Genomic DNA, 25,208 nt, shown 5'->3' on the forward strand with positions numbered 1-25,208 from the left:
ACGATGGACCGACGGAATTTTTTACTGAAAAGTGCCATGGGCACTCTGGGGTTGAGCCTGGCGCCTACCCTTTTCAGCGGTTGCGGCAGCTCCGCACCCCAAGCGACCGGACGCGACCGGCTGGAACTTTCGTTCAAGCCCTATGACTTGAAGTTGAAACACGCCTTCAACCTGGCCAAGAACTCGCGCACGCATACCCCCGACGTGCAGGTGCAACTGCGCTATGGCAACTACATCGGTTACGGCGAGGCCTCCATGCCGCCCTATCTGGGCGAGACGCAAGAGTCGGTATGCCGGTTTCTCGGACAGCTCGATCTGTCGCAATTTACCGACCCCTTCCGTATCGAAGAGATTCTCGACTATGTCGACTCGGTAGCCCCCGACAACCGGGCGGCCAAAGCCTCGGTCGATATTGCCCTGCACGACCTGCTGGGAAAAATCATGGGGCAACCCTGGTATAAAATCTGGGGGCTCTCGCCCGAGAAGGCCCCGGCCACCTCGTTTACCATCGGCATCGATACCGAAGAGGTGGTGCGGCAGAAGTTGAAAGAGGCCGCCCCCTACCGCATCCTGAAGATAAAGATGGGGCTCGACAACGACAAGGAGTTGGTGCGCATCATTCGCTCCGAGACCGACCGGCCCATCTGCGTCGATGCCAACCAGGGGTGGAGCTCCAAGGAGTATGCCCTCGAGATGGTCGAGTGGCTCAAGGAGCAGAACTGCCTGTTTGTGGAGCAACCCATGCCCAAAGAGATGATCGACGAGCAGGCCTGGCTGCACGAGCGTGCCTCGCTACCCCTCATTGCCGACGAGTTCCTGCAACGGCTGCCCGATGTGCGCCGGGCCTACGGCCTCTACGACGGCATCAACATCAAGCTGATGAAGAGCACGGGCATGCGCGAAGCCTACCAGATGGCCATATTGGCCCGAGCCCTCGACATGAAGGTAATGGTGGGCTGCATGACCGAAACCTCGTGTGCCGTGTCGGCCGCCGCGCAGCTGTCGCCGATGGTCGACTGGGCCGACCTCGACGGGAACCTGCTCATATCGAACGACCTCTTCGACGGCATGAAGATTGTCGACGGCATGATTTCGCTTCCCGACCGTCCCGGTATCGGCGTCGTTCCCCTCTAAGGGGCTATGAACCTATCGAGCTGCACCCTTCACGATGCAGCTTTTTTTAGGCTTTGTACATTCTGTAAAACGTATAATTCAAATTTTTCCATGTCATTCTCCACACCCTCCGAAATCGTTGCCCAAGTCGAACGGGCATCACTCAGTAAAGTAACCCTCTCTACCCCGCGCACTCTCGTCGCCGCCATGCTGGCCGGCATCTACATTGCCATGGGCGGCCTGCTGTCGCTGCTCATTGGCTACGGCTTTCCCGAGTGGACCGCCGGCAATCCGGGACTGCAACGCCTCCTCTCGGGCTGCATGTTCCCCCTGGGCCTCATTCTGGTGGTATTGGCCGGGGCCGAACTCTTCACCGGCAACAATGCCGTGTTAATTCCGGGACTGATGAACCGGAAATACGGCATCGCCCCCGTGTTGCGCAACTGGGTGCTGGTCTATGTCGGCAATTTCATCGGGGCCCTTTTCTTCGTCTACGTAATGATTTGGTGTGCCGGCATTGTCGATGCCGACCCGTGGAAGAGCGCTATCGTGCAGATAGCCCAGACCAAGACGAGCCTGCCGTGGGGTGTGGTATTCGTCAAGGGCATCGGGGCCAACTGGCTGGTATGTCTGGCTGTCTGGCTGGGATTCAGCGCCCACTCTACCGCCGGGAAGATGATGGGTCTCTGGTTCCCCGTGATGTGTTTCGTGGCCATCGGTTACGAGCACAGCATCGCCAACATGTTTTTCATTCCGCTGGGCATGTTGCAGGGGGCCTCGGTCACTTGGGGGCAATTCCTGCTCGACAATCTCGTACCGGCCACACTCGGCAATATCGTGGGTGGCGCCCTCTTCGTCGGGTGCGTCTATACCTACCTCTATCTCTCCCGCAAATAACCCGTTCACAAACCCACCATACCAATCGAGGGGCACCCCTGTTGCAGGAGTGCCCCTCGGCTATATCGGTGAGTTGCGGTCTCTCTACCCGCAGCTTATTTTTTGGTCATCTCGGCAATTACGGCCATCACGCCGGCAGCAGCCTCTTCGGCCAATTCGGGTGTGCGGGCCTCGGAATAAACCCGGATAATCGGCTCGGTATTCGACTTGCGCAGGTGTACCCAGCTGTCGGGAAAGTCTATCTTCACACCGTCGATGTCGGTGATGTCGTACTGGGCATACTTGCTCTTCACGGCAGCCAGCAGGGCGTCCACGTCGATGTCGGGGGTAAGCTGTATCTTCTGTTTAGCAATGCTGTAAGCCGGATAGGTAGCTTTCAACTGGCTGACGGTTTTGCCCGATTTGGCCAGGTGCGAAAGGAACAGGGCGATACCTACCAACGCATCGCGACCGTAGTGGCTGGCGGGATAGATGACTCCACCGTTGCCCTCGCCGCCGATAACGGCTCCGGTCTGTTTCATCAGGGTAACTACATTCACCTCGCCCACGGCCGAGGCGTTGTATTGCTGTCCGTACGAACGGGTCACGTCGCGGAGAGCTCTCGACGAGCTGAGGTTCGACACCGTATTGCCGGGCGTGTGTTTCAGTACATAGTCGGCCACGGCAACCAGCGTATACTCCTCGACAAACATGTCGCCATTCTCGCAAACGATAGCCAGACGGTCTACATCGGGGTCAACCACGAAACCGACATCGGCACGACCCTCTTTCATCACCCCGGCTATCTGGGTGAGGTTCTCGGGCAGCGGCTCGGGATTGTGGGGGAATTTGCCATCGGGCGTGCAGTTCAGTTCGATGATATTCTTCACGCCCAGAGCCTTCAGCAAAGCGGGGATAACGATACCGCCCACCGAGTTGACGCAGTCGATGGCCACGGTAAAGTTGGCCTTGCGGATAGCATCGACATCGACCAGGTCGAGAGCCAGTACGCTCTCGATATGTTTCTGGGTGTAGGTATTGTTCACATACAGTTGGCCCAACTCGTCGACTTCGGCAAACTCGAAGTCCTCGGCCTCGGCGATGCGCAGCACCTCCTGTCCCTCGGCAGCATTCAGAAACTCGCCCTTCTCGTTAAGCAGCTTCAAGGCATTCCACTGCTTGGGGTTATGGCTGGCCGTCAGGATAATACCGCCGCAAGCCTTCTCCATGGTAACCGCAATTTCGGTGGTAGGCGTGGTGGCCAACCCGATGTTTACCACATCGAAGCCCATACCCATGAGGGTACCGATTACGGTGTGTTTTACCATTTCGCCGGAAATACGGGCATCGCGTCCTACTACAATCTTATTGGTCTTTACCGGTGAATTTTTACGAATGAAGGTAGCATAAGCTGCCGTAAACTTGACGATATCGAGCGGATTGAGCCCTTCGCCGGCTTTCCCTCCGATCGTACCGCGTATTCCTGAAATAGATTTAATAAGAGACATATAGCTTTATTATTTTGATTTATTGTATTGTACATAGTATAGATAAGGCATCACGGTCGAGGTTTCGGCAGTAAATCCGGCTTTGGCCCGGATGAGCAGATTGACCCGGCATTCATTCCCCAGGAAGTACATGGGGTACTGTATGCCCGTACCGTATTGAGTGGTCGACGACAGGGTAGTTTCGCCGAAGCGAATCGTAATGTAGTCGGAGGGGTTGGTATTCCCTACCGGCGAAGGATTGCTGCCGGCCACCAGCGCTTTCAGGTCGTAACGCAGGAAGCGCAGATTCACGTCGTTGCCCTTCTCGAAACGGTCGTTCATATCGCCCGGCTCGAGCACCTGCATGTAGACATTGCCGTCGGTATCGAGTTTGTAGTATGGTACCGCCAACGTGTCGTTGTTGGGGACATCCTGCAAGGAGATGAATACCGAGTCGGCCGGTATCTCGTTGATGACTATCTTGTCGGCCAGAAACGTTTTCACGGCCTTGTCTTCTTCTTTCAACAAGTCGGCATACGACTTGCCATCGTTACACGACGACAAAAGGGTTACGCCTGCGAACAAAACAATTAAAACTTGTGCTAACTTATTCATAATTTATCAATCGATTATTCTTTGTCTTTTGCCATATATTTGTCATAGAGGGGCAAGATGCTGCGCAGCAGAGCCTGAGCCTCTTCCATCGTTCCGTGAAATTCGCCGCCGGCCGCATTCAGGTGACCGCCGCCGTTGAAGTGTTCGGCTGCTACCTTGTTGACCGGGTAGAATCCCTTGGAGCGCATCGATACCTTGATATACTCCTTGTCTTCCCGCAGAAAGGTCGAGAAGCGGATACCCTCGATGCCCAGCGGCACATTGACCAGCCCCTCGCTGTCGCCCTTGTGGTAGTCGTATTTTTTCAACTCCTCACGAGTGAGCGAAATCAGAGCCGCCTTGTATTCGGGAAATATCTCCATCTTCTCACTCACGGCATAGCCGTTCAACCGTATCTTGTCGACCGTATTGGTATTGTAGACCAAGGCATAGATGCGGTCTTTGTTGATACCCAGTTTCACCAGTTCGGCAATGATGTAGTAAATTTCGGGAGTATTGGAGTTGTAGGTAAAGTTGCCGGTATCGGTCATCATGCCCGTATAGATGGCTTCGGCCGAGTAGAGGCTCATGCGGTCGAACATGCCCATGCGACAGATAAGGCGGAATATCAGCTCGCTGGTCGATGCCACCTCGGGATGCGAGATGGTGATGTCGCAAAACTCCTCGGGATTGAGGTGATGGTCGATGAGCACCTTCTTGGCTTCGGAGAGCGATACCGACTTTTGCAGGCGGTCGATGCGGTTGAGCGCATTGAAGTCGAGACAGAAAATGAGCTCGGCCTCGGTTATCAGTTTTTCGGCAAACTCGGGATAGCGCGTATAGACGACAATCTCTTTCGAACCCTTCAGAAAAAGCAGGTTCCTCGGCAACAGATCGGGAACGACCACGTTCACCTCCTTGCCCAGCCCATCGAGAAAATGATACAACCCCAACGAAGCTCCTATGGCATCGCCATCGGGAGAAACGTGGCAAGTAATGACGATCTTTTCTTTCTTCTCTATCAGTTTGCGTACTTGCTGTATTTTTTCTTCCGCAATTATTTTGTTAATCATCTATCGTTTTTAACGGGTTCTTACTCTTTTTATTTTGCACAAAGATAGCGCAAACGCCGACAACACCCAATAAAAAACAGGCTATTCTGCCGGGTTCAGCTACATCTTTTCATTCAAGGCAAAGGTAAAAATTATTATCCACATATCGAATACTATTTTTGTTCATCTACATATTTTATCTATTATTACCCAAATCATATCGGTCAATCGGTTTTTCATTTGGCAGATAAAAGTTATCTTTGCCCCACTAAAACAGAGTTGTTATGAGAAAAAATTTGCTCCTATCGATTGTGAGCCTATTCCTCTGCATAGGCGTTCAGGCACAGATACTGGAACCGGTCAAATGGAAAGTCTCCCTGCAAGGCGAAGGCCAAGAGAAAGAAATCGTTTTTCACGCCTTTATCGAGGACGGATGGCATCTCTATGCCACCGACATTCCCCAGGGCGGACCTATCCCCACGTCGTTTTCGTTCGACGAACTGTCGCAGGTATCGCTGAAGGGTGAGGTGACACCGGCTCAACGTCCGCACGAAGAGTACAGCTCGCTGTTCGACATGAAGCTGGGATGGTACAACTCCAAAATCGATTTCAAACAGGCCGTTACCATCGACGACCCCGACAACTTCAAGATTACCGGCTATATCACCTACCAGGCCTGTAACGACGTGACCTGTCTGCCACCGACCAAATATGAATTTTCGTTTGGCGAAAGCCAGGCCGAGGCCGCTCCGGCCCCGGTCATGACGCCGGTCGCCTTCAACACCAAATCATCGTCGAGCCGGACCGACCAGCCGGGCTGGCAACCGGTTATCGAGCAGATTCAATCCATGGACAGCGACGGCGTACATCACTCCGACTCCCTCTGGTTCATCTTCCTGTCGGGTTTCGTAGGCGGTCTGCTGGCGCTGCTCACGCCCTGCGTATGGCCCATGATTCCGCTCACGGTGAGCTTCTTCCTCAAGAAACAGCAAAGCCGTCGTAAAGCCATCGGCGAGGCCATTCTCTACGGGCTCTCCATCATTGTCATCTACGTGGGTGTAGGGTTGCTCATCACCTTGCTGTTCGGAGCCAGCGCCTTGAACGACCTGGCCACCAACGCCCTCTTCAATATACTCTTCTTTGCTCTGCTGGTACTCTTTGCCGTCTCCTTTTTCGGAGCCTTCGAGATTACTCTGCCGGCATCGTGGAGTAACAAGCTCGACCGCAAGGCCGACACCGCTACCGGCATTATCGCCATCTTCTTCATGGCCTTTACGCTGGTTCTGGTCTCCTTCTCCTGCACGGGTCCCATCATCGGCACCCTGTTGGTCGAAGCTGCTTCGTGGGGTGGCAAGCTGGCCCCGGCTGTGGGAATGGGTGGTTTTGCCATCGCCCTGGCCATACCGTTTGCCCTCTTCGCCATGTTCCCCTCACTGATGAAACAGATGCCCAAATCGGGCGGCTGGTTGAATATGGTCAAAGTGGTGCTGGGTTTCCTGGAACTGGCCCTGTCGCTCAAATTCCTCTCGGTGGCCGACCTGGCCTATGGCTGGCACATCCTCGACCGTGAGACCTTCCTGGTACTCTGGATTGTCATCTTCGCCCTGCTGGGATTCTATCTGCTGGGCAAAATCAGTTTCTCGCACGACTCACCGGTAAAATATGTGTCGGTACCCCGGTTGTTCCTGGCTATCGTATCGCTGTCGTTCTCCATCTACATGATTCCCGGCCTGTGGGGAGCTCCGCTGAAAGCCATCAGCGCATTCGCTCCTCCCTTGTATACTCAGGACTTCAACCTCTACGATCAGGAGGTGCACGCCGCCTTCAACGATTACAACGAGGGTTTGGCTTATGCCCGCAAAGAGAAGAAACCGATTCTGATCGACTTCTCGGGCTATGGTTGCGTCAACTGCCGCAAGATGGAGGCTTCGGTCTGGACCGACCCGAAAGTAAAAGAGATTCTCGAAAAGCAGTATGTACTCATCACCCTCATGGTCGACGATAAGGAGAAACTGAGCAAACCTATCACCGTGACCGAAAACGGCAAGCAGGTGAAGCTGACCACCGTGGGCGAGAAATGGAGCTTCCTGCAACGCTACAAGTTCGGGGCCAATGCCCAACCCTACTACGTGATTATCGACGACAAGGGCGAACCGTTGGCTGCTCCTTACGGATATGACGAAAGCGTGCCTCGCTTCGTCAAATTCCTGCAAAGCGGATTGAAAGCATTCAATAAATAAAAAACGATTATGTCACACACCAGAGAAGAAAAGACAGAAGCATTCGGTCGCCTTATCGACATACTCGACATTTTACGCGAGAAATGCCCCTGGGACCACAAGCAGACCAACGAGAGTCTGCGACCCAACACCATAGAAGAGACCTACGAGTTGTGCGATGCCCTCATTCGTCACGACAACGAGGCTACCAAAAAAGAGCTGGGCGACGTGTTGCTGCACATTGCATTCTATGCCAAGATTGGCGAAGAGAACGGCACATTCGACATTGCCGACGTGTGCAATGCTCTTTGCGACAAACTCATCTACCGCCACCCGCATGTGTTCGGGACTACCCACGTCGAAGGTTCGAACGAGGTGGAGCAGAACTGGGAACAGTTGAAGCTGAAAGAGAAAGGCGGCAACAAAACGGTGCTCGAAGGGGTACCTTCGGCTCTGCCGGCCCTGATCAAGGCCTACCGCATACAAGACAAGGTCCGCAACGTGGGGTTCGACTGGGAAGAGCGGTCGCAAGTCTGGGACAAGGTCCACGAGGAGTTCGATGAGTTGAAAGAGGAAATCGACCACATGAATCCCGAGAATATGGAGAGTGAGTTCGGCGACCTCTTCTTCAGCCTGATTAACGCGGCCCGGCTCTACGGCATCAACCCCGAGAATGCCCTGGAGCACACCAACCAGAAATTTATCCGCCGGTTCAACTACCTCGAGCACGAAACACTGCAAAAGGGACGAAACCTCAAGGATATGACACTTGCCGAGATGGATGCCATCTGGGACGAAGCCAAACAAAAAGGGCTCTAATCGGCCCCACGGGTGAACCTGTAAAGGCTCTCGTTTGTTTACTCGATACACACTTGTACGAATAAACGATGAGAGCTTTTTTATTACTCCTCCTCTCGCTGGGCTCGGCCTGGCTCCAGGCCGCCGAACATACCTGGATAGCCCCGGCGTGGACAGCCCGCAATACGCCGGTAGTTACCGTCGACAGTATCTTGCTGCGCGACACGTTGAGCCGACTCTACATCACCCTGAAACAACCCCCTCACACCACGCTTACCCTGCACGACGACTGGGTGATACAAGACAGTCTGGGCAACTTCACGGCCCGGATAAAAGATGTGGACGGGGTCGACTTCAACCGCATATTCCAGTTCGATGACGACAGTACCGTCGCTGTCGAGATGGATTTTCCACCCCTGCCGGCTTCGTGTAGCGAATTCGACCTGATAGGCAACAAACCATCGGGCGAGATACGAGTCATCGGCCTCTCACTCAATCGGCAGCAATCGCCCGTCGCCCTGTCGCCGCAACCGGCCACACGCCCCAGCCCACCACTGCCGGTCATCACCTTCGAACCCGACACCGCCTGGCTGCAAGGTCGCTTCATCGGGTACCATCGGCGGCTGAATTTGCCCGACGGAAAGATTGTACTGACCGACCTGCTCACCCGGCAGCAAACTACCATCGAAGTTCCTGTTGCCGACGATGGCACTTTCGCCGTCCAGCTGCCCCTCTGCCATCCTGTGCAGCAAAAGTTGATTTTGGGCGACCGATACATCCCCTTCTATATCGAGCCAGACGACACGCTTTCTCTGCAAATCCCGCTTGATGAGCTGTTGGCCCCTTATCGAAATATCCGTGAAATAGAACAGAACTGTACCCACTTGATTTATCAGGGACGAAATGCACAAGCCAACTACGAGTTGCGGCAGATACGCCTGCAAGAGGCCGAGACAGACGACAATTGGATGCAGGCACTACGTACGCTATCGCCCTCGCTCTACTACCGGTCTGAAGAGAATAAACTTAAAGTAAAACTTGAACGATTGAATCATGATTGGCAGGCACAAAAACTCTCGAGTAAGGCCTACCTCCTCTCCATTCTCAACAATTACTATCTATTTATTTCGCATTTGATTGTATATAATACAATTAAAAATATAAATACAGATAGCGAATACTCAAAATACAGAAAAATAGAAATACCATTCGCTACTATTTATCCCCTGAAAGAACCTCTCTCGGTGGTTTCGGAATACTATCTTCCTTTCATCACCCTGTTGGAGAACCAAGCCAACAGTACCACGCCCCCCGACTGGACGAGCGTCGAATTTATCGAAGCTCTCGAAGCCCGGAACGTCGACCTCTTGCCCGAGGAAAAAGAGGCGTTACGGCTTGCTTTAGATGGAAATACCGCTATCACCCCACAGACCCAAGCAGTAATTCAGCAACTGAACAACAGGTGTGAAAAGGAACAAATATCGATGCGGGAAGAGAAACTGAGGCAATGGAGCGAAGAGAGTTATCGGAACCGTTTCGGCTCGCCGGACGACTTCACCCGGCAACTGCTCGATGCTCGCCGGGTCGTCAGGCTCTGGCAATCGCTGCATCGGGCATTGACCATCCGGGAACAGTCGGAGTTTACGATTACAATCATCGACCCGCCGTTGAGGTTTGCCGTCAAACGCATCACCTCTCGACCCGACCGATAAAGGGAGGCGTGGAAAAGTCGAGGCCGAATGAAAATAAAAACGTACCTTTGCACTCGTTAAACTTCAAAAAGAAACGAGACCCATTATGAAAGTGTGCGTTGCCGAAAAGCCCAGTGTTGCCAAAGAGATTGCCGATATTGTAGGCGCCAAAAGCCGACACGACGGCTACTTCGAAGGCAATGGCTACCAGGTGACCTGGACCTACGGACACCTCTGCACCTTGAAAGAACCCCACGAATATACCGACCAGTGGAAGCAGTGGACCCTGCGGTCGCTCCCCATGATACCGGCCCGTTTCGGCATCAAGCTGATACCCGACCGGGGCATCGAAAAACAGTTCGGCATCATCGAGTCGCTCATGTCGAAAGCCGATGCCGTGATAAACTGCGGCGATGCCGGCCAGGAGGGAGAGCTCATTCAACGGTGGGTCATGCAGAAAGCGGCCTGCAAATGCCCCGTATACCGGCTCTGGATTTCGTCGTTGACCGAAGAGTCTATCCGGGAGGGATTCCAGAATCTCAAACCGCAGGCCGAGTTCGACTCGCTCTACTATGCCGGCTTGTCACGGGCCATCGGCGACTGGCTGCTGGGCATGAATGCCACCCGGCTTTATACCCTCAAATACGGGCAGAACCGGCAGGTACTCTCCATCGGTCGGGTACAGACCCCTACGCTGGCCCTGATTGTCAACCGGCAACTCGAGATAGAGCACTTTGTTCCCCAGCCTTACTGGGAGTTGAAAACCGTCTACCGCGACACCACCTTCTCGGTGACCAAAGGTCGGTTCCAAAGCGAGGAGGAGGGAAAAGATTTCCTGCAGAAAATCGAGGGCTTCCCCTTTACCGTGACCGATGTCACCACCAAACAGGGGAAAGAGGCCCCACCGAGACTCTTCGACCTGACCAGCCTGCAGGTCGAGTGCAACAAGAAATTCTCCTATTCGGCTGAAAATACGCTGAAGATTATCCAGTCGCTCTACGAGAAGAAGGTAACCACCTATCCGCGTGTCGACACCACCTTCCTGAGCGACGACATCTACCCCAAAGTACCGGGCATACTGGCAGCCCTGGTCGACTACCAACCGTTGACGGCTCCTTTCCAGACCGGGAAGATTCCCAAGAGCAAGAAGGTGTTCGACAACTCCAAGGTGACCGACCACCACGCCATCATTCCCACCAACGTAAAGGCCGTAAACCTCACCACCGAAGAGCGTAAGGTCTACGATCTGGTGGCCCGCCGTTTTATTGCGGCATTCTACCCCGATTGCCTCATTGCCAATACCACCGTGCTGGGCGAAGTCAATCAGATTGAATTCAAGGCGACCGGCAAACAGATTCTTTCACCGGGTTGGCGCATCGTATTCGGGAAAGAGGAGGAGAACAGCGACGAGAACGAAAGCACCCTGCCCGCCTTCACCAAGGGCGAGACGGGGCCGCACACCCCTTCGCTGGCCGAGAAGTGGACACAACCGCCCAAGCTCTACACCGAGGCTACGCTGTTGCGGGCCATGGAGACTGCCGGAAAGCTGGTCGAGGACGAGGAGCTGCGCGATGCCCTCAAGGAGAACGGTATCGGACGTCCCTCGACCCGAGCCGCCATTATCGAGACGCTCTTCAAACGGCACTATATCCGCAAGGAGCGGAAGAACCTCATTGCCACACAAACGGGGATAGAGCTTATCGGGACCATCCGCGACGAACTGCTCAAGTCGGCCGAACTGACAGGGATCTGGGAAAACAAGTTGCGGAAAATCGAGCGCAACGAGTACCGGGCCGCCGACTTTCTGGAAGAGCTGAAAAAGATGGTCGGCGAAATCGTGCTGCATGTGCTCAGCGACAATTCGGGGCGCATCACGGCAGCCACTCCTCCGGTAGAGCCCCCCAAGAAAGAGGCCAAGAAAAAAGCGGCCGCACCCGCCAAACCTCGCAAAAAGAAAGCAACAAAAGGCGACGAGGCTCAAGCCCCGGCCCCGACCGACAAACAGCCCCTGATATGCCCGCTATGCCACAAGGGCGAAGTGATACAGGGCAAGGCGGCTTACGGTTGTAGCCGATGGCGCGAGGGTTGCGGCTTCAGACTGCCTTTCGGCGAGAATGGTCAACCGCTCGACGAAGCGACCTTGCAGCAACGGATTCAAGAGTACAAACCCAACCCCAATACAGAGAATCATGAGTAACGAAGAGTGGTTTCCCCTGATTGACGAGCAGGGAAAAGTCATCGGGAAGGCAACCCGACGGGAGTGTCACAACGGTTCCAAGCTGCTGCACCCGGTCGTGCATCTGCACATACTCAACCCCGACGGAGAGCTGTACCTGCAAAAGCGCTCGATGAGCAAGGACATACAACCGGGCAAATGGGATACGGCCGTGGGCGGACACGTAGACTACGGCGAATCGATTGAGGAGGCGTTGACCCGCGAGGTGCGCGAAGAGCTGGGCATCACCCGCTTCACACCCCACCCGCTCATTACCTATATCTTCGAATCGGCTCGTGAGCGCGAGATGGTGAATGCCTTCTGCACCTGCTACGACGGCCCCATCACCATCGACCCCGTCGAGATAGACGACGGTCGCTACTGGCCGCTCGACGAGATACACCGCACCCTGGGCCAAGGCATCTTCACCCCCAACTTCGAACAGGAGTTCCGGCGCATCGAGCCGCAACTACTCCAGTTTCTCGGCGAAATCCAGAAGCGATAGTTCGGCGCTTAATCAATCATATCGCCCACCTGAGCCGAAACAAAGCCAATCAGGTCGGCAGGAGCGATTTTGATTTGCAGGCCTCGCTGCCCGGCACTGATGTAGATATAGTCGTGTGAGAGGCAGCTCTCCTGGATATAGACGGGGAAATTCTTCTTCATGCCGATAGGCGAACAGCCGCCCCGAATATAGCCCGTAGTAGGCAACAACTCTTTCATGGCGATCATCTCGGCACTCTTGTTGCCCGACATCTTGGCCGCCTTTTTCAAATCGACCTCCTTGTCGCCCGGAATCACACAGACGAATATGCCATGTTTGTCGCCCCGCAATACCAGCGTCTTGAATACCTGGGCAATATCCTCGCCCAACTGCTCGGCTACATGCGTAGCCGCCAGATTATTCTCGTCAACCTCATACGGTACCAGTTCGTAAGCAATCTTTCCCCGGTCGAGCAGCCGGGCCGCATTGGTCTTGTTTATCTTCATAAGTCATTTCCTCCTAACGGGTGGCAAAGGTAACTATTTTATTCCTCGGGTTGAACCGCGCAAACCTTTAATAAAAATAAACCCCGGGAGTTTTTTTTCGACTCCCGGGGTCTTGTATCGGTTTTCTGAGGAGCATCTCCTCCCCTCTTTCAAATTCAGATTTAGTCGTTCATCGACAGCAGCAGCTCTTCGTTCGACGAGGTGCGCTCCATGCGGTCGCGCATGAACTCCATGGCCTCGATCGAATTCATATCGGAGAGGTAACGACGCAGAATCCACATGCGGTTGAGGGTATCTTTAGGCAACAGCAGGTCGTCGCGACGCGTACTCGATGCCGTAATATCGACAGCCGGGAAGATGCGTTTGTTCGAGAGTTTCCGGTCGAGTTGCAACTCCATGTTGCCGGTACCTTTGAACTCCTCGAAAATCACCTCGTCCATCTTCGAGCCCGTCTCGGTCAGAGCCGTGGCGATGATGGTGAGGCTACCGCCGTTCTCGATGTTACGGGCGGCACCGAAGAAGCGTTTGGGTTTGTGCAGGGCGTTGGCATCGACACCACCCGAGAGCACCTTGCCCGACGCCGGCGATACGGTGTTGTAGGCGCGAGCCAGGCGGGTGATGGAGTCGAGCAGTATCACTACGTCGTGACCGCACTCGACCATGCGTTTGGCCTTCTCCAGTACAATGCTGGCCACCTTCACGTGACGCTCGGCCGGCTCGTCGAAGGTCGACGAAATAACCTCGGCCTTTACGCTGCGGGCCATGTCGGTCACCTCCTCGGGACGTTCGTCAATCAGGAGGATAATCATGTACACCTCGGGGTGATTCTCCGAGATGGCATTGGCTATATCTTTCAGCAATACGGTTTTACCGGTTTTCGGGGGAGCCACAATCAAACCGCGCTGTCCTTTGCCGATGGGCGAGAACATATCGACTACACGGGTCGACAGGTTGCAATATTTGCCGCTGGTCAAGTCGAATTTCTCGTCGGGGAAGAGCGGCGTCAAGTGGTCGAACGGAACCCGGTCACGCACATATTCGGGGGTGCGGCCGTTGATTTTCTCGACCTTTACCAGCGGGAAATATTTTTCTCCCTCCTTGGGCGGCCGGATGGGACCCTCGACCACGTCGCCTGTTTTCAGACCGAAGAGCTTGATTTGCGACTGCGATACATACACGTCGTCGGGCGACGTGAGGTAGTTGTAGTCCGACGAGCGCAGGAACCCATAGCCGTCGGGCATCATCTCGAGTACACCTACACCGGTGAGGATACCGTCGAAATCGTAGGCCTTCTCTACCGGTTTCGGCTCGGGAACCGGTTGCTGAGACTGGTTCTGTCCGTTGTTATTTTGATTGTTGGCGTTGTTTCGGTTTTGCGGTACAAAGGTACGCTGTCCGCGGGGAACGAAGCGTTGTTTTTCGCTATGCGGGAAGAAGGTTTGCAAGGTCGAGGGCTGCAACGGAGGTAATTGTTGTTGCTGGTGAGGTTGTGCCGATTGTTGAGCCGGTTGCGGTTGGAATTGCTGCGGCTGGGCAGGCTGTTGCGGTTGAGTCTCGGCGGGTTTGCTTTCGGCTGTGGTCTGCGGAGCCGGCTGTTGTGTCAAAGGAAGCGCAGGCTGCTGAGGCTGAGATTCGTTGGCCGATTCCAATACGGGGATAGCCTTTTTCTGAATCCGCTTGCGTTGCTTGGGCTGTCCGCCCATCGGCTGATTGGGTTGAGCCTGCAGCTCGGTTGATTCCGCATCCGGTTTCTGTTCTGAGGAAGTAGCGGTACTCTCCTTCAAATTCTCGAACAACTCGGCAACCGGTTCTTTCAAGGCCGGGTGCGAAGCCAGGCCCGTCTCTTCGATAATGGCCGATATCTCTTTCACCTCTGGCGTCTCTGCCGATTCGGCTACCTTATCATCCGCATTGTTTCCTTTGGTGTCGTTTTTCTTCTTCCGACCCCTCTTTTTCGGTTCATTTGCATCGTCCGAGTCGGCCGGAGCGACAGCTTTCGGCTCTGCATTGGATTTATTTTCTGCCTCCTTCGAGTTTTCGGAGGCCGATTTCTCTTTGTTCTTTTTAGGTTTAGGCCCTCTTTTCTTAGGAGCAGACGGACTGGCTGCAGCTTTGCTGGCCATATCGATAGCCTGCTGGTCCAAGATTTTATAGACAAGATCTTCCTTCTCGGTGCTGTCGATCTTCTCGATGCCCATCTCGGTGGCTATCGCTTTTAACTGGTCAAGAGTTTTAGCGCTTAATTCTAAAATATTATACATGTAGATATAAATATGATTTACACTTTGTATATTTATCAAGGCTCCTGTATGCCTGATACATACCGGCCGAAAAAACAAATATAACTATTGGATTTGGTTGAAATACGCTGCGTACAGAATTTCACTACGCAATTCAGTGAACAAATATACGGCTGATTTACCAAACAAAACAAAGATTGTAAAATTAAGTTTGGATTTTAACTATTTTTTATAATTAAATTCGATAACTCTTCTTGTTTCAGAGGTTACCCGGTAGCCATCGGCTGCACGCTCGCCCAGAATCCATAGAATCGTATCGCCCGAGCACAGCAGCAACGCATGGGATTTGTCGACCAACGAATACTTTCGATCACGGAAGTAGTCGCTCAACTTGCGACACCCCTTCATTCCGAAAGGCCGAAAGCGATCGCCTATGCGCCACCGGCGAATAGTCAGCGGAAACTCGAGTTTATCCAAATCGAAACAAGCATGCGTCTTGTCGCGCGGCAATTCATATCCCTCTCCCTCGACACATCTGTACGACAAACAACCGTCGAGCAGCACCTCGCCCTCGCAAGGCGATGCAATCGTTGCCACAACATCCGACTGCGATTCGTCGACCTCCTGCCGTACCCATATCAATGTATCTCTATCCTTGACTACGCGGTGATCGGGAGCCAGAAATACACGACCCGACTCTCCGTTGCAAGCGGCCAGTATCTCGTCTATCTGGTCGGGTACAAAGCCACAGGGAGAAAGCAGTTCAAAGAGGAAAGCCCGCGGCGACGGAAGCGACATCAGCCGCTCGATAGAGATACGAGTCTCGCCCGCCTCACTCGTCAACACCTCGCTCCGTTGGCGCTCGATGGCATCGCGATAGACCCGTTCCACCTCGCGCAAATTCTGCATGGTGGTGTAGATGGAACGGTCGGCCGACGGGTTGATGGTGCGCAGCAACGGCAGCACCTCGAGCCGGATTTTATTTCGAACAAAAACAGTTTCGAGGTTGGTGTGGTCGACCACATGCGACAAATGCTGATCCTCGAGATAAGCCTCTATCTCCTGCCTCGAGACCGGCAGGAAGGGACGCACCACAAAACCGTTGCGGGGACGCATCGAGGTAAGGCCGGCAATGCCCGTGCCCCGCACCAGATTCAACAACAGGGTCTCCACACTGTCGTCGCGGTGATGCGCCACGGCTATCGCCTGGGCTCCGTATTCCCTGCGCTTCGTTTCGAACCAGTCGTAGCGCAGTTGGCGACAAGCCATCTCGATAGAGAGGCTGTGTTCGCGGGCATAGTGCTGCGTATCGAACGATATTTCATCGAAAGGTACCCCGAATGCCCGAGCCGTCTCACAGGTAAAATTGCGGTCTCGCAGAGATTCGTCGCCCCGCAAATTGAAATTGCAATGACAGGCGATACACGAATAGCCCAACCGCGTAAGCACATGCAGCAACGCCACCGAATCGGCACCGCCACTTATCCCCACTACGACGGGGGCCGACTTGTCCAACAGGCGGTTATCGGCGATAAAGGCCTCTACTTGCTGTAAAAATGTGAATGCAGACATGGGGAACTCTTCTTGAAATCTTGAAACAAAAGTAATAATAAAGCGAGATTTTCCCCCGCCGCTCCCCTCTTTTTTTACGGGCCGACAAAAATATTTCGTTCAAATCCACCCGGCGAGCCACCTTTTATTATTAAATTTGCATTTTGAATCTAAGAAGTTACAGGTATGATTGAAAAAATCCAACGTATCAGAGAAGAAATCGAAGCATTAAAGGTCTCCAAATCAGAAGATTTAGAGGCTATTCGTATAAAATACCTCAGTAAAAAAGGTGAAATTTCCCAACTTTTCAACGACTTCAGAAGCGTAGCCGCCGAGCAAAAGCGCGAGGTGGGCAAACAGTTGAACGAGTTGAAAGAGCGGGCTATCGAAAGACTCAACGAACTGAAAAGCGAATTCGAAGAGACGCACAGCGACGAGCAGAACATCGACCTCACCCGCACGGCCTACCCCATTCCGATGGGAACGAGACACCCGCTTTCGCTGGTTAAAAACGAAATTTGCGACATCTTCGCCCGGTTGGGTTTCTCGATTGCCGAAGGTCCCGAAATCGAGGACGACTGGCACGTGTTCTCGGCCCTGAACTTTGCCGAAGACCACCCCGCCCGCGACATGCAGGACACCTTCTTCATCCAACGATCGCCCGACATCCTGCTGCGTACCCACACCTCGTCGGTACAGACTCGCACGATGGAGCACGCACAGCCCCCTATCCGCATCATCTGCCCGGGGCGCGTGTATCGTAACGAGGCCATCTCGTATCGGGCTCACTGCTTCTTCCACCAGGTAGAGGCTCTATACATCGACAAGAACGTATCGTTTGCCGACCTGAAACAGGCACTGCTCTACTTTGCCAAAGAGATGTTCGGCAGCGAGACTCAAATACGGTTGCGTCCCTCCTACTTCCCCTTCACCGAGCCTTCGGCCGAGATGGACATCTCGTGCAACATCTGCGGGGGTAAAGGGTGTGCCTTCTGCAAGCACACCGGCTGGGTAGAGATTCTGGGCTGCGGCATGGTCGACCCCAACGTACTTGACGCCTGCGGCATCGACAGCAAGGTATACAGCGGTTATGCTCTGGGTATGGGTATCGAGCGAATCACCAACCTCAAGTACAAGGTGAAAGACCTGCGCATGTTCTCGGAGAACGACGTACGGTTCCTCGAAGAGTTCAAGTCGGCTCACTAAACACGGACTGCCGGTAACGCCATGACAACCAAGGAACGATACGAAGGGGTAATCCGGTGGTTCCAGGAGAACCGCCCGGTAGCCGAGACCGAGTTGCACTACCACGACCCGTTCCAGTTGCTCGTGGCCGTAATCCTTTCGGCCCAATGCACCGACAAGCGGGTGAACATGGTCACCCCGGCCCTTTTCGAGGCATACCCCACCCCGCAGGCCATGGCCCTGGCTACCCCCGACGAGGTGTTCGCCTACATCAAGAGCGTATCGTACCCTAACAACAAGTCAAAACATCTGGTGGGCATGGCCCGCACGCTTGTCGAAGAGTTCAACGGCGTAGTCCCCTCGGAGGTCGACGAGCTGCAAAAGCTACCCGGCGTAGGTCGCAAGACAGCCAACGTCGTAGCTTCGGTGGTTTTCCACAAAGAGGCCATGGCCGTCGACACCCACGTCTTCCGCGTTTCGAACCGCATCGGGCTCACCAACAACTCCAAGACTCCACTCGAGACCGAGAAGACCCTAGTCAAAAACATACCGAGCCACCTGCTGCCCATTGCCCACCACTGGCTCATCCTGCACGGCCGCTACGTCTGCACAGCCCGCAAGCCCAACTGCCTGGAGTGCGGCATACGCGAGTATTGTAAGTTCTACACCCGCGCCGGGAAGAAGAAAGAGGTGTAAGGATAGCTGTCAAAAGCAATATACATATAACGAAAAAGCCGAGGCACACACCCCGGCTTTTCTGTTATACTCAAGTTCCACAGCTTATTTCTGAACCGGGATATAGCATTCGAGCAGTTTGGCAGGCGACTCGGCCTCGATGGTCACACTTTCGAGAGCGGCAGGAACCAACGAGGTTTGTCCCTGATGCAGCGTGATGGTATAACCGTTGTTGTCGGTCAGGCGCACTTTGCCGCCCATGCACATATAGATGACGAACGAATCGTGTGCGGCTACGGGACGTTTCACGCTCTTGTCCACCTCAATGAGATTGGTCTCGAAGAAGGGGCACTCGACCAGCGTAACGGCGTCGTTGTTGCGGGCCTCGTACTGGGTGCGCAGATTGTCGTACATCTTGAAGTCGACAGCGGCAATCGACTGCTCTACGTGCAGCTCGCGCGGGTTGCCCTGGGCATCGCGACGGTCGTAATCGTAGATGCGGTAGGTGATGTCGGAGCTCTGTTGGATCTCGGCAATCAGGATACCCTTGCAGATGGCGTGGATACGGCCGGCCGGCAAGAAGAAGACATCGCCGCTCTTTACCTTATGGAACTGCAGCACGTCGGTGATGGTGTTGTTTTTGATACGCTCTACATACTCCTCGGGAGTAATCTGCTGCGAAAAGCCCGAATAGAGACCGGCTCCCGGTTTGGCATCGATAACATACCACATCTCGGTTTTACCGAACGAATTGTGACGGGCCATGGCCACCTCGTCGTTGGGGTGTACCTGAATCGAAAGGTTGTCGTGGGCATCGATAAACTTGATGAGCAACGGGAATTTCTCGCCATAGCGTTCGGCTACATGCTTGCCCAGCAGAGCGGCACCATCGCGTTTAATAAGCTCGGTCAGGTTCTTGCCCTTGTCGGCACCTTCGCTTACAACCGACACGCGGTCGCCTACCTGGGATATCTCCCAGCTCTCACCCACCCCGGGATGGATCTCGGGCAACTGTTTGAATCGGCTAATCTCTTCTCCTCCCCAAATGATCGGACGGAGGATGTCTTCAAATTTCAAAGGATACATAGCTTCTTTATTTTTTATGTGAATACAGTTTTATCTCATACTTTCCCGCCTCGACCGTCGGGCTGTGCCACACGGCCGGGATACTCTCGTTGCCATAGCGGTCGCGAGCCACTACGGCATAGCAGCGATACGAACCCGGCAATATCCACTCGCTCGCGGTGCGGGGCAACACGGCAGCTATCTGCTCGCCGTCCTCGACCCGTAACGAGTCGTCGGTGGCATAGACCACATAAGTGAATGCCGCATCGACCGGCTGCCACGACAACCGCGTACTCCCCGCCACCATCTCGTCCCGAAGGCCTTCAGGTGCTGCAACCGTCTGCGCGGGAGCCCCTACCGGGCGAGGGGTCAAAGCCGGATAGCGGTAGAACCACGCCGTGAGCCACTGCTCCAACGCGGTGTGCCTGTGCAGATTGCCGTAACGGAAATAGGCTTGCCCTACCCCCACCTGCCGGGTCGTTTCAATCTGACGTTTTATCTCGTCGAGACTCCAGTTTCCATTCTCCCGGTCGAGCCGGTAGACGCCGATACCACTGGCCACGCTCCCGGCCGGACAGCTCTCGGCCCAATCGTGCAGAAACGGGAAATAGTTCTCTTCCTTGAAATACATCATCGGGGCGATAAAATCGTGCTTCCCCTCCTGCAACCACCGTTTAGGGTCTTGATGCACCGCCTCCCGACAGCTCCACCAGGCCGGGAATCCCGGTAACGAGGCGTAACGGCCTAGCGGCGAACTGCTCACCTTGACCCACGGCTTCAACTGCTTCACCTTGTCGTAGATGACCGAAACGGTAGCCGTGATATTGTCCTCGCGCCAGTTCATCAGCGAGGAGGCCCCCCGCCCCCATTTCCGATACGAATCGGCATCGGGAAACCGACGGGCATCGTCGGGGTAGCGCACATAGTCGAGGTGAATGCCATCGACATCGTATTTCGTCACAATCTCGTCGACCACCCCGACCAGATAGTCTCGCACCTCGGGATTTCCCGGGTCGAGAAACCATTCGCCTGCCAGCTGCTTGCACCACGACCGGTGACGGGCTACGACCGACTGATTGCCCTGACGCTTTACCTGACGGTTGGAACCGACCGGAAAGGTGACCAACCACGCGTGGCACTCCATGGCCCGCTTGTGACACTCGTCGACAATCAGAGCCAACGGGTCGTAACCGGGGTTGCGACCGCCGCTCAACACGGCAGCCCACGGCTCGTACTGCGAAGAATAAAAGACCTCGCCACGGATACGTGCCTGGAAAAAGACAGTATTGATACCCAATGCCTGCAGACGGTCGAGTATCTCAACAAGCTCCTGTTGCTGCCGACGGGCATCGACCGGCGTGTGCATCGGGCGTGACGGCCAGTCCAGCCCCCAGTTTGTCGTGAGCCACACGGCTCGCATCTCGTATTTGGGAGACGAAGCCAGAAGTGTGAGACCAGCAAAGCAAACGGAGAAGAACAGTAGCAGCCGCTTTTTCATTCCAAATGATTTATGGAGACAAAGGTACACTTTTATTCTTATAAAAATTCTTCACAATACTTATTTCATGCGACAAAAACATAGAGCCGACAAAAAGCATTGAATCTCACAAAAAATAGTAACTTTGCATTCTTATAGGGAAAATGTTATGAATACGACCTTTGCCACCATACTGGAGATTGTAGGAACACTGGCCTTTGCCATCAGCGGCATCAGACTGGCCGCTGCCAAGCGTTTCGACTGGTTCGGCGCCTATGCCGTAGGATTGGTTACCGCCATCGGCGGCGGTACCACCCGCGATGTACTGCTCAATGCCACCCCCTTCTGGATGATCAACGGCAGCTACCTCACTGTCACCGCCATAGCCCTCATATTCGTGATTATTTTCAAACAGTATCTGGTGAAACTCGAGAATACTTTCTTTATTTTCGACACCATCGGGTTGGCTCTGTTTGTGGTAGTGGGCGTAGAGAAGAGCCTCATGTTCGGCTTCCCCTTCTGGGTCGCCATCGTCATGGGTACGATTACCGGCTCGGTGGGCAGCATCATACGCGACATACTCATCAACGAAGAGCCGCTCCTGTTCCGCAAGGATATTTATGCCCTGGCCTGTGTGGCGGGTGGCATTATGTTCTATCTGGGGCAGAAGATGGGTTTCAACAGTATTACCAATCAGTCGATTTGCGGTATTTCGGTCGTAGCGGTCAGACTGCTGGCGGTGAAATTCCACTGGTCTCTGCCCGCCTTGAAAGACGAAAACGACAACCCGACTAAAAAAGAATAACCTTGCTCCCATGTTGGATTCTCTGAAGAAATACGATAAAAATACCCTGTGGCAGCTCATCCGGTTCGGCATCGTCGGGGTCATCAACACGCTCATTACCCTGATTGTCATCTATGTATTGCAAGAGTTGCTGCACATCAAATATACGATTGCCAATCTGGCTGGCTATATAGCCGGCGTCATCAACAGTTTCTTTTGGAGCAAACTGTGGGTATTTAAGAAATTAAATAGTAACTTTATGCGCGAAGCCGTGCTGTTTCTCGTCAGCTTCGGGATCTGTTACGGCATACAGTTCGTAGCGCTGCTTGTTCTGGTAGAGGTGTTGCACCTGGCCGACACCTGGGCCCAACTGGTGAGCATGGTGGTATACACGCTGTGCAACTTTACTCTGAACAAGTGTATTACGTTTAAAAAATAAGAGAGATAGGCCATGAAAGTATCTGTCATCATTCCCTGCTATAACGAAGAGGAGGTACTCCCTTTGTCGCACAGGCGCTTCTCCCAGGTCATGGGCAGTATACCCTACGACTATGAGCTTATTTTCATCAACGACGGCAGCAAGGACCGCACCGAGGAGCTGTTGATGGGCTTTGCCCAGAACGACCCGCACACCAAGGTGCTGTCGTTCTCGCGCAACTTCGGCCACCAGAATGCCGTAAGTGCCGGTCTGCACAACTGCACGGGCGATGTGGCCGTCATCATCGACGTCGACCTGCAAGACCCGCCCGAGGTAATACCCCAAATGATCGAGACCCACCTGCGGGAGGGCAGCAACGTAGTCTATGCCGTGCGCAACAAGCGCGAAGGCGAAACCTTTATGAAAAAGTTCACGGCCAAGCTCTACTACCGCATGCTCAATTCGCTGTCGGACTATACCTTTCCCGTCGATACAGGCGACTTCAGGCTCGTCGACCGCAAGGTGCTCGAGGCCTTCAAGCAATTCCCCGAGAAACACAAGTACCTGCGAGGGCTCTTCAGTTGGATGGGATTCAAACAGACCCCCTTCTATTACGACCGCAACGAACGAGCTGCCGGAAAGACCAAATACTCGGTGCGCAAGATGTTTGCCCTCGCCTCGGCCGGTATCTTCGGCTTCTCCAAGAAGCCCCTCAAACTGGCCATTTCGCTGGGTACGCTATCGATTTTCATCGCCCTGGCCTTTGCCATCTGGGTCTTCGTCATGTACCTGTCGGGCAAAGAGTCTATCGTGCCCGGGTGGTCTTCGACCATCATCACCATCGTATTTCTGGGTGGCGTACAGCTGTTTACGATAGGTATTCTCGGCGAATATATAGGCAATATCTTCGACGAGACCAAGAACCGCCCCGAATACATCATCGACAAAAAAATCAATTTCGACTCCTCCAACTCACAAACACTTTAAGACTGCTCGATTATGAACATGCCTAAGATGAGTTCACGATTCTCATTGTTCTTGTTATTGCTGATTATCAGCTCGCTCACCATCGTGCCCTACCTGGGGTTGACCAACTTCCACACCAAGGGCGAACCCCGCGAAGCCATCGTGGCCGTGAGCATGCTGCAAAACGACAACTGGATATTGCCCGTCAACAACGGGAGCGACATAGCCTACAAGCCCCCCTTTTTCCACTGGTGCATTGCCGCACTCTCCCTGCCCACAGGCGAGGTGACCGAGTTTACCTCGCGGCTGCCGTCGGCTCTGGCCTTAATCGTCATGTCGGCCATGTGCTTCCTCTTCTTTGCCAAGCGCAGTCGCAACGACCTGGCCTTTCTGGCCTCGCTGCTACTGCTCTCGGGCTTCGAAGTACACCGGGCGGCCATGGCCTCGCGGGTAGACATGGTGCTCACCTGCTTTATCGTGCTGGCCCTGCTGCAACTCTACCGGTGGTGGGAACACCACTTGCGGGGTATCCCCGTTTGGGCCGTTCTCTTTATGAGCATCGCCACCCTCACCAAAGGCCCGGTGGGCATCATTCTGCCGTGCGCCGTCATCGGGGTATTCCTGTTGCTCCAAAAGGTATCGCTCTGGCGTACCATCTATAAAGTCCTGCCGCTGGCTCTGCTGGCCTGCATTCTGCCCCTGCTGTGGTACTTTGCCGCCTATCAGCAGGGAGGCGACACCTTCTTGCAACTGGTATTGGAAGAGAACTTCGGCCGATTCCTGGGCAAGATGTCGTACGAGTCGCACGAACAGCCCGTCATCTACTACTTCTACATCACCCTGGCCGGCTGGCTGCCGTGGTCGTTGCTGGTCATCATGTCGCTGTTTGTGCTGAAATACAAACGACCGCACGGTACGGTGAAAACATACTGGGAACGGTTCAAAGCGTACATCGCCCACATGGACCGCATGCGGCTCTTCAGCCTCCTGGCTATCGTCATCATCTTTGTATTCTACTGCATACCCAAGAGCAAACGGTCGGTATACATCCTGCCCATCTACCCCTTCATCGCCTACTTCCTGGCCGAGTACATGCTCTATCTGCTCAAACAGAAGCCCAAGGTGTGGCGGGTATTTTCGATATTCATCGCTTCGGTAGGAACCTTGCTGCTGATTATTCTGCTCCTTGTCAAGAGCGGAGTCGGCGACCACTATCGGGCAATATTGCCCGACGACCTTGGTTACTACATGACCGCCCTGGCCGAGTCGTGGAACATCGTGTCGATTATCTCGGGCATATTCATCGTCTTCCTCATTTACGACATCTACAAGAGTAAGCGCTACCTGACCTACAACAACCGGTATGTCTACTCGGTCGTGGCGCTCTTCTTCGGTATACAACTCATGCTCGACGCCTCTACGCTGCCGGTCATCCTCAATGCCAAGTCGATGAAACCCTTTGCCGATAAAGTCGTAGCCGAAGTACCCGAGGGGAAGATATACTCTTACGTATCGGTACCCATGCTTCACTTCTTCATCATCAACTTCTACACGCAAGACCGGGTAGTCGAGTTTGAAAAAGAGAACCCCGAAGCAGGCTACCTGCTCGTGGGCGAACGCGATTTCCAGTACATACAGGAGAAATATGGCCGGCAATACGACTTCTCTCCTGTCATGCGAAGCGATCGCAAAGGCAACGATGTGAAGGATTTTGTCCTGTTGCTCGATTTCCAGAAGCGCGATTCGGATGCAGATTGAAAATAGGGCTCGATTGTCACACCGTTGAAATATCTATTTCTCAATTTTGCAGCA

At 54.0% G+C, this 25,208-nt stretch carries 21 protein-coding genes; 13 read left to right on the top strand and 8 right to left on the bottom strand.

The features are described 5' to 3' along the window. The first annotated feature begins 3 nt into the window (after window positions 1-3). Entirely contained in the window at window positions 4-1,134 is a 1,131-nt protein-coding gene (locus tag ABGT88_RS08375) for a dipeptide epimerase (RefSeq protein WP_087407409.1), read from the top strand. A gap of 90 nt (window positions 1,135-1,224) precedes the next feature. Then, the gene (locus tag ABGT88_RS08380; RefSeq protein ID WP_300130581.1) at window positions 1,225-2,010 is read left to right on the top strand and encodes a formate/nitrite transporter family protein; all 786 of its coding nucleotides are present in this window, start codon (window positions 1,225-1,227) and stop codon (window positions 2,008-2,010) included. A gap of 95 nt (window positions 2,011-2,105) precedes the next feature. Here ABGT88_RS08380 and glmM read toward each other — a convergent pair whose 3' ends face one another. Genes glmM through ABGT88_RS08395 form a run of 3 tightly spaced genes read right to left on the bottom strand, consistent with a single transcriptional unit; the run spans window position 2,106 to window position 5,143 of the window. Then, on the bottom strand, window positions 2,106-3,497 hold the full coding sequence (gene glmM, locus ABGT88_RS08385; protein WP_258327410.1) for a phosphoglucosamine mutase: 1,392 nt from the start codon (window positions 3,495-3,497) through the stop codon (window positions 2,106-2,108). Window positions 3,498-3,506: 9 nt separating this feature from the next. Next, entirely contained in the window at window positions 3,507-4,091 is a 585-nt protein-coding gene (locus tag ABGT88_RS08390) for a DUF4827 family protein (RefSeq protein WP_087407406.1), read from the bottom strand. 14 nt (window positions 4,092-4,105) lie between these two features. Continuing rightward, window positions 4,106-5,143 carry a bifunctional oligoribonuclease/PAP phosphatase NrnA gene (locus tag ABGT88_RS08395; RefSeq protein WP_087407405.1) on the bottom strand — a complete coding sequence of 346 codons (1,038 nt, stop codon included), beginning with the start codon at window positions 5,141-5,143 and terminating at the stop codon, window positions 4,106-4,108. Between the two features lie 263 nt (window positions 5,144-5,406). Between ABGT88_RS08395 and ABGT88_RS08400 the strand changes: the two genes are divergently transcribed. The 5 genes from ABGT88_RS08400 (at window position 5,407) to ABGT88_RS08420 (ending at window position 12,550) form a co-directional block, all read left to right on the top strand. Further along, window positions 5,407-7,362 (top strand): thioredoxin family protein, encoded by a 1,956-nt coding sequence (locus ABGT88_RS08400; RefSeq protein ID WP_346701519.1) that lies wholly within the window; start codon window positions 5,407-5,409, stop codon window positions 7,360-7,362. Between the two features lie 9 nt (window positions 7,363-7,371). Then, window positions 7,372-8,160: a nucleoside triphosphate pyrophosphohydrolase gene (gene mazG, locus ABGT88_RS08405; RefSeq protein WP_346701521.1), complete on the top strand. Its 789-nt coding sequence runs from the start codon at window positions 7,372-7,374 to the stop codon at window positions 8,158-8,160. A gap of 68 nt (window positions 8,161-8,228) precedes the next feature. Further along, complete coding sequence (locus ABGT88_RS08410; RefSeq protein WP_346701523.1) at window positions 8,229-9,851, top strand: hypothetical protein; 1,623 nt, start codon at window positions 8,229-8,231, stop codon at window positions 9,849-9,851. Window positions 9,852-9,936: 85 nt separating this feature from the next. Continuing rightward, window positions 9,937-12,027, top strand: coding sequence for a DNA topoisomerase 3 (locus ABGT88_RS08415; RefSeq protein WP_087407401.1), 2,091 nt, complete (start codon window positions 9,937-9,939; stop codon window positions 12,025-12,027). Further along, window positions 12,020-12,550 (top strand): NUDIX domain-containing protein, encoded by a 531-nt coding sequence (locus ABGT88_RS08420; RefSeq protein ID WP_087407400.1) that lies wholly within the window; start codon window positions 12,020-12,022, stop codon window positions 12,548-12,550. Before ABGT88_RS08415 ends, ABGT88_RS08420 begins: the two co-directional genes overlap by 8 nt. An 8-nt stretch (window positions 12,551-12,558) precedes the next feature. Here the strand turns inward: ABGT88_RS08420 and ybaK are convergent, their stop codons facing one another. The 3 genes from ybaK to tilS all read right to left on the bottom strand — a co-directional run bounded on the left by ybaK (window position 12,559) and on the right by tilS (window position 16,847). Beyond that, on the bottom strand, window positions 12,559-13,035 hold the full coding sequence (ybaK, locus tag ABGT88_RS08425) for a Cys-tRNA(Pro) deacylase (protein ID WP_087407399.1): 477 nt from the start codon (window positions 13,033-13,035) through the stop codon (window positions 12,559-12,561). 161 nt (window positions 13,036-13,196) lie between these two features. Next, the gene (gene rho, locus ABGT88_RS08430; RefSeq protein WP_346701526.1) at window positions 13,197-15,296 is read right to left on the bottom strand and encodes a transcription termination factor Rho; all 2,100 of its coding nucleotides are present in this window, start codon (window positions 15,294-15,296) and stop codon (window positions 13,197-13,199) included. Between the two features lie 201 nt (window positions 15,297-15,497). After that, window positions 15,498-16,847, bottom strand: a complete 1,350-nt coding sequence (gene tilS / locus ABGT88_RS08435; protein WP_298663053.1) for a tRNA lysidine(34) synthetase TilS — start codon at window positions 16,845-16,847, stop codon at window positions 15,498-15,500. Window positions 16,848-17,012: 165 nt separating this feature from the next. On the opposite strand from tilS, the gene pheS reads away from it, so the two are divergent. Together pheS and nth are read left to right on the top strand one after the other, a co-directional pair. Further along, window positions 17,013-18,032, top strand: coding sequence for a phenylalanine--tRNA ligase subunit alpha (gene pheS / locus ABGT88_RS08440; RefSeq protein WP_289540771.1), 1,020 nt, complete (start codon window positions 17,013-17,015; stop codon window positions 18,030-18,032). 21 nt (window positions 18,033-18,053) lie between these two features. Continuing rightward, complete coding sequence (gene nth / locus ABGT88_RS08445) at window positions 18,054-18,707, top strand: endonuclease III (protein WP_298663054.1); 654 nt, start codon at window positions 18,054-18,056, stop codon at window positions 18,705-18,707. Window positions 18,708-18,791: 84 nt separating this feature from the next. Here the strand turns inward: nth and ABGT88_RS08450 are convergent, their stop codons facing one another. After that, window positions 18,792-19,772 carry a type I phosphomannose isomerase catalytic subunit gene (locus ABGT88_RS08450; protein WP_298663055.1) on the bottom strand — a complete coding sequence of 327 codons (981 nt, stop codon included), beginning with the start codon at window positions 19,770-19,772 and terminating at the stop codon, window positions 18,792-18,794. Between the two features lie 7 nt (window positions 19,773-19,779). Further along, window positions 19,780-21,249 carry a family 10 glycosylhydrolase gene (locus ABGT88_RS08455; protein WP_346701530.1) on the bottom strand — a complete coding sequence of 490 codons (1,470 nt, stop codon included), beginning with the start codon at window positions 21,247-21,249 and terminating at the stop codon, window positions 19,780-19,782. Window positions 21,250-21,397: 148 nt separating this feature from the next. On the opposite strand from ABGT88_RS08455, the gene ABGT88_RS08460 reads away from it, so the two are divergent. From ABGT88_RS08460 to ABGT88_RS08475, 4 genes are read left to right on the top strand one after another with little or no spacing between them, the layout of a single operon-like run. Further along, window positions 21,398-22,033 (top strand): trimeric intracellular cation channel family protein, encoded by a 636-nt coding sequence (locus ABGT88_RS08460; RefSeq protein ID WP_258327422.1) that lies wholly within the window; start codon window positions 21,398-21,400, stop codon window positions 22,031-22,033. A 10-nt stretch (window positions 22,034-22,043) separates the two neighbouring features. Continuing rightward, window positions 22,044-22,451 (top strand): GtrA family protein, encoded by a 408-nt coding sequence (locus tag ABGT88_RS08465; RefSeq protein WP_087407390.1) that lies wholly within the window; start codon window positions 22,044-22,046, stop codon window positions 22,449-22,451. 12 nt (window positions 22,452-22,463) lie between these two features. Further along, window positions 22,464-23,417 (top strand): glycosyltransferase family 2 protein, encoded by a 954-nt coding sequence (locus ABGT88_RS08470; protein WP_087407389.1) that lies wholly within the window; start codon window positions 22,464-22,466, stop codon window positions 23,415-23,417. A gap of 12 nt (window positions 23,418-23,429) precedes the next feature. Next, window positions 23,430-25,154: a glycosyltransferase family 39 protein gene (locus ABGT88_RS08475; protein ID WP_346701533.1), complete on the top strand. Its 1,725-nt coding sequence runs from the start codon at window positions 23,430-23,432 to the stop codon at window positions 25,152-25,154. Window positions 25,155-25,208: the final 54 nt, after the last annotated feature.

Source organism: Barnesiella sp. An22, assembly GCF_963931395.1.
Classification (GTDB): Bacteria; Bacteroidota; Bacteroidia; order Bacteroidales; family Barnesiellaceae; genus Barnesiella; species Barnesiella merdigallinarum.

Coding starts and splice junctions, on each gene's coding strand:
- rho (WP_346701526.1), bottom strand. CDS start 15,296: ATGTATAATATTTTAGAATTAAGCGCTAAAACTCTTGACCAGTTAAAA.
- ABGT88_RS08470 (WP_087407389.1), top strand. CDS start 22,464: ATGAAAGTATCTGTCATCATTCCCTGCTATAACGAAGAGGAGGTACTC.
- ABGT88_RS08450 (WP_298663055.1), bottom strand. CDS start 19,772: ATGTATCCTTTGAAATTTGAAGACATCCTCCGTCCGATCATTTGGGGA.
- ABGT88_RS08375 (WP_087407409.1), top strand. CDS start 4: ATGGACCGACGGAATTTTTTACTGAAAAGTGCCATGGGCACTCTGGGG.
- ABGT88_RS08475 (WP_346701533.1), top strand. CDS start 23,430: ATGAACATGCCTAAGATGAGTTCACGATTCTCATTGTTCTTGTTATTG.
- ABGT88_RS08455 (WP_346701530.1), bottom strand. CDS start 21,249: ATGAAAAAGCGGCTGCTACTGTTCTTCTCCGTTTGCTTTGCTGGTCTC.
- ABGT88_RS08390 (WP_087407406.1), bottom strand. CDS start 4,091: ATGAATAAGTTAGCACAAGTTTTAATTGTTTTGTTCGCAGGCGTAACC.
- ABGT88_RS08420 (WP_087407400.1), top strand. CDS start 12,020: ATGAGTAACGAAGAGTGGTTTCCCCTGATTGACGAGCAGGGAAAAGTC.
- ybaK (WP_087407399.1), bottom strand. CDS start 13,035: ATGAAGATAAACAAGACCAATGCGGCCCGGCTGCTCGACCGGGGAAAG.
- glmM (WP_258327410.1), bottom strand. CDS start 3,497: ATGTCTCTTATTAAATCTATTTCAGGAATACGCGGTACGATCGGAGGG.
- ABGT88_RS08400 (WP_346701519.1), top strand. CDS start 5,407: ATGAGAAAAAATTTGCTCCTATCGATTGTGAGCCTATTCCTCTGCATA.
- ABGT88_RS08410 (WP_346701523.1), top strand. CDS start 8,229: ATGAGAGCTTTTTTATTACTCCTCCTCTCGCTGGGCTCGGCCTGGCTC.
- ABGT88_RS08460 (WP_258327422.1), top strand. CDS start 21,398: ATGAATACGACCTTTGCCACCATACTGGAGATTGTAGGAACACTGGCC.
- pheS (WP_289540771.1), top strand. CDS start 17,013: ATGATTGAAAAAATCCAACGTATCAGAGAAGAAATCGAAGCATTAAAG.
- mazG (WP_346701521.1), top strand. CDS start 7,372: ATGTCACACACCAGAGAAGAAAAGACAGAAGCATTCGGTCGCCTTATC.
- ABGT88_RS08465 (WP_087407390.1), top strand. CDS start 22,044: ATGTTGGATTCTCTGAAGAAATACGATAAAAATACCCTGTGGCAGCTC.
- nth (WP_298663054.1), top strand. CDS start 18,054: ATGACAACCAAGGAACGATACGAAGGGGTAATCCGGTGGTTCCAGGAG.
- tilS (WP_298663053.1), bottom strand. CDS start 16,847: ATGTCTGCATTCACATTTTTACAGCAAGTAGAGGCCTTTATCGCCGAT.
- ABGT88_RS08415 (WP_087407401.1), top strand. CDS start 9,937: ATGAAAGTGTGCGTTGCCGAAAAGCCCAGTGTTGCCAAAGAGATTGCC.
- ABGT88_RS08380 (WP_300130581.1), top strand. CDS start 1,225: ATGTCATTCTCCACACCCTCCGAAATCGTTGCCCAAGTCGAACGGGCA.
- ABGT88_RS08395 (WP_087407405.1), bottom strand. CDS start 5,143: ATGATTAACAAAATAATTGCGGAAGAAAAAATACAGCAAGTACGCAAA.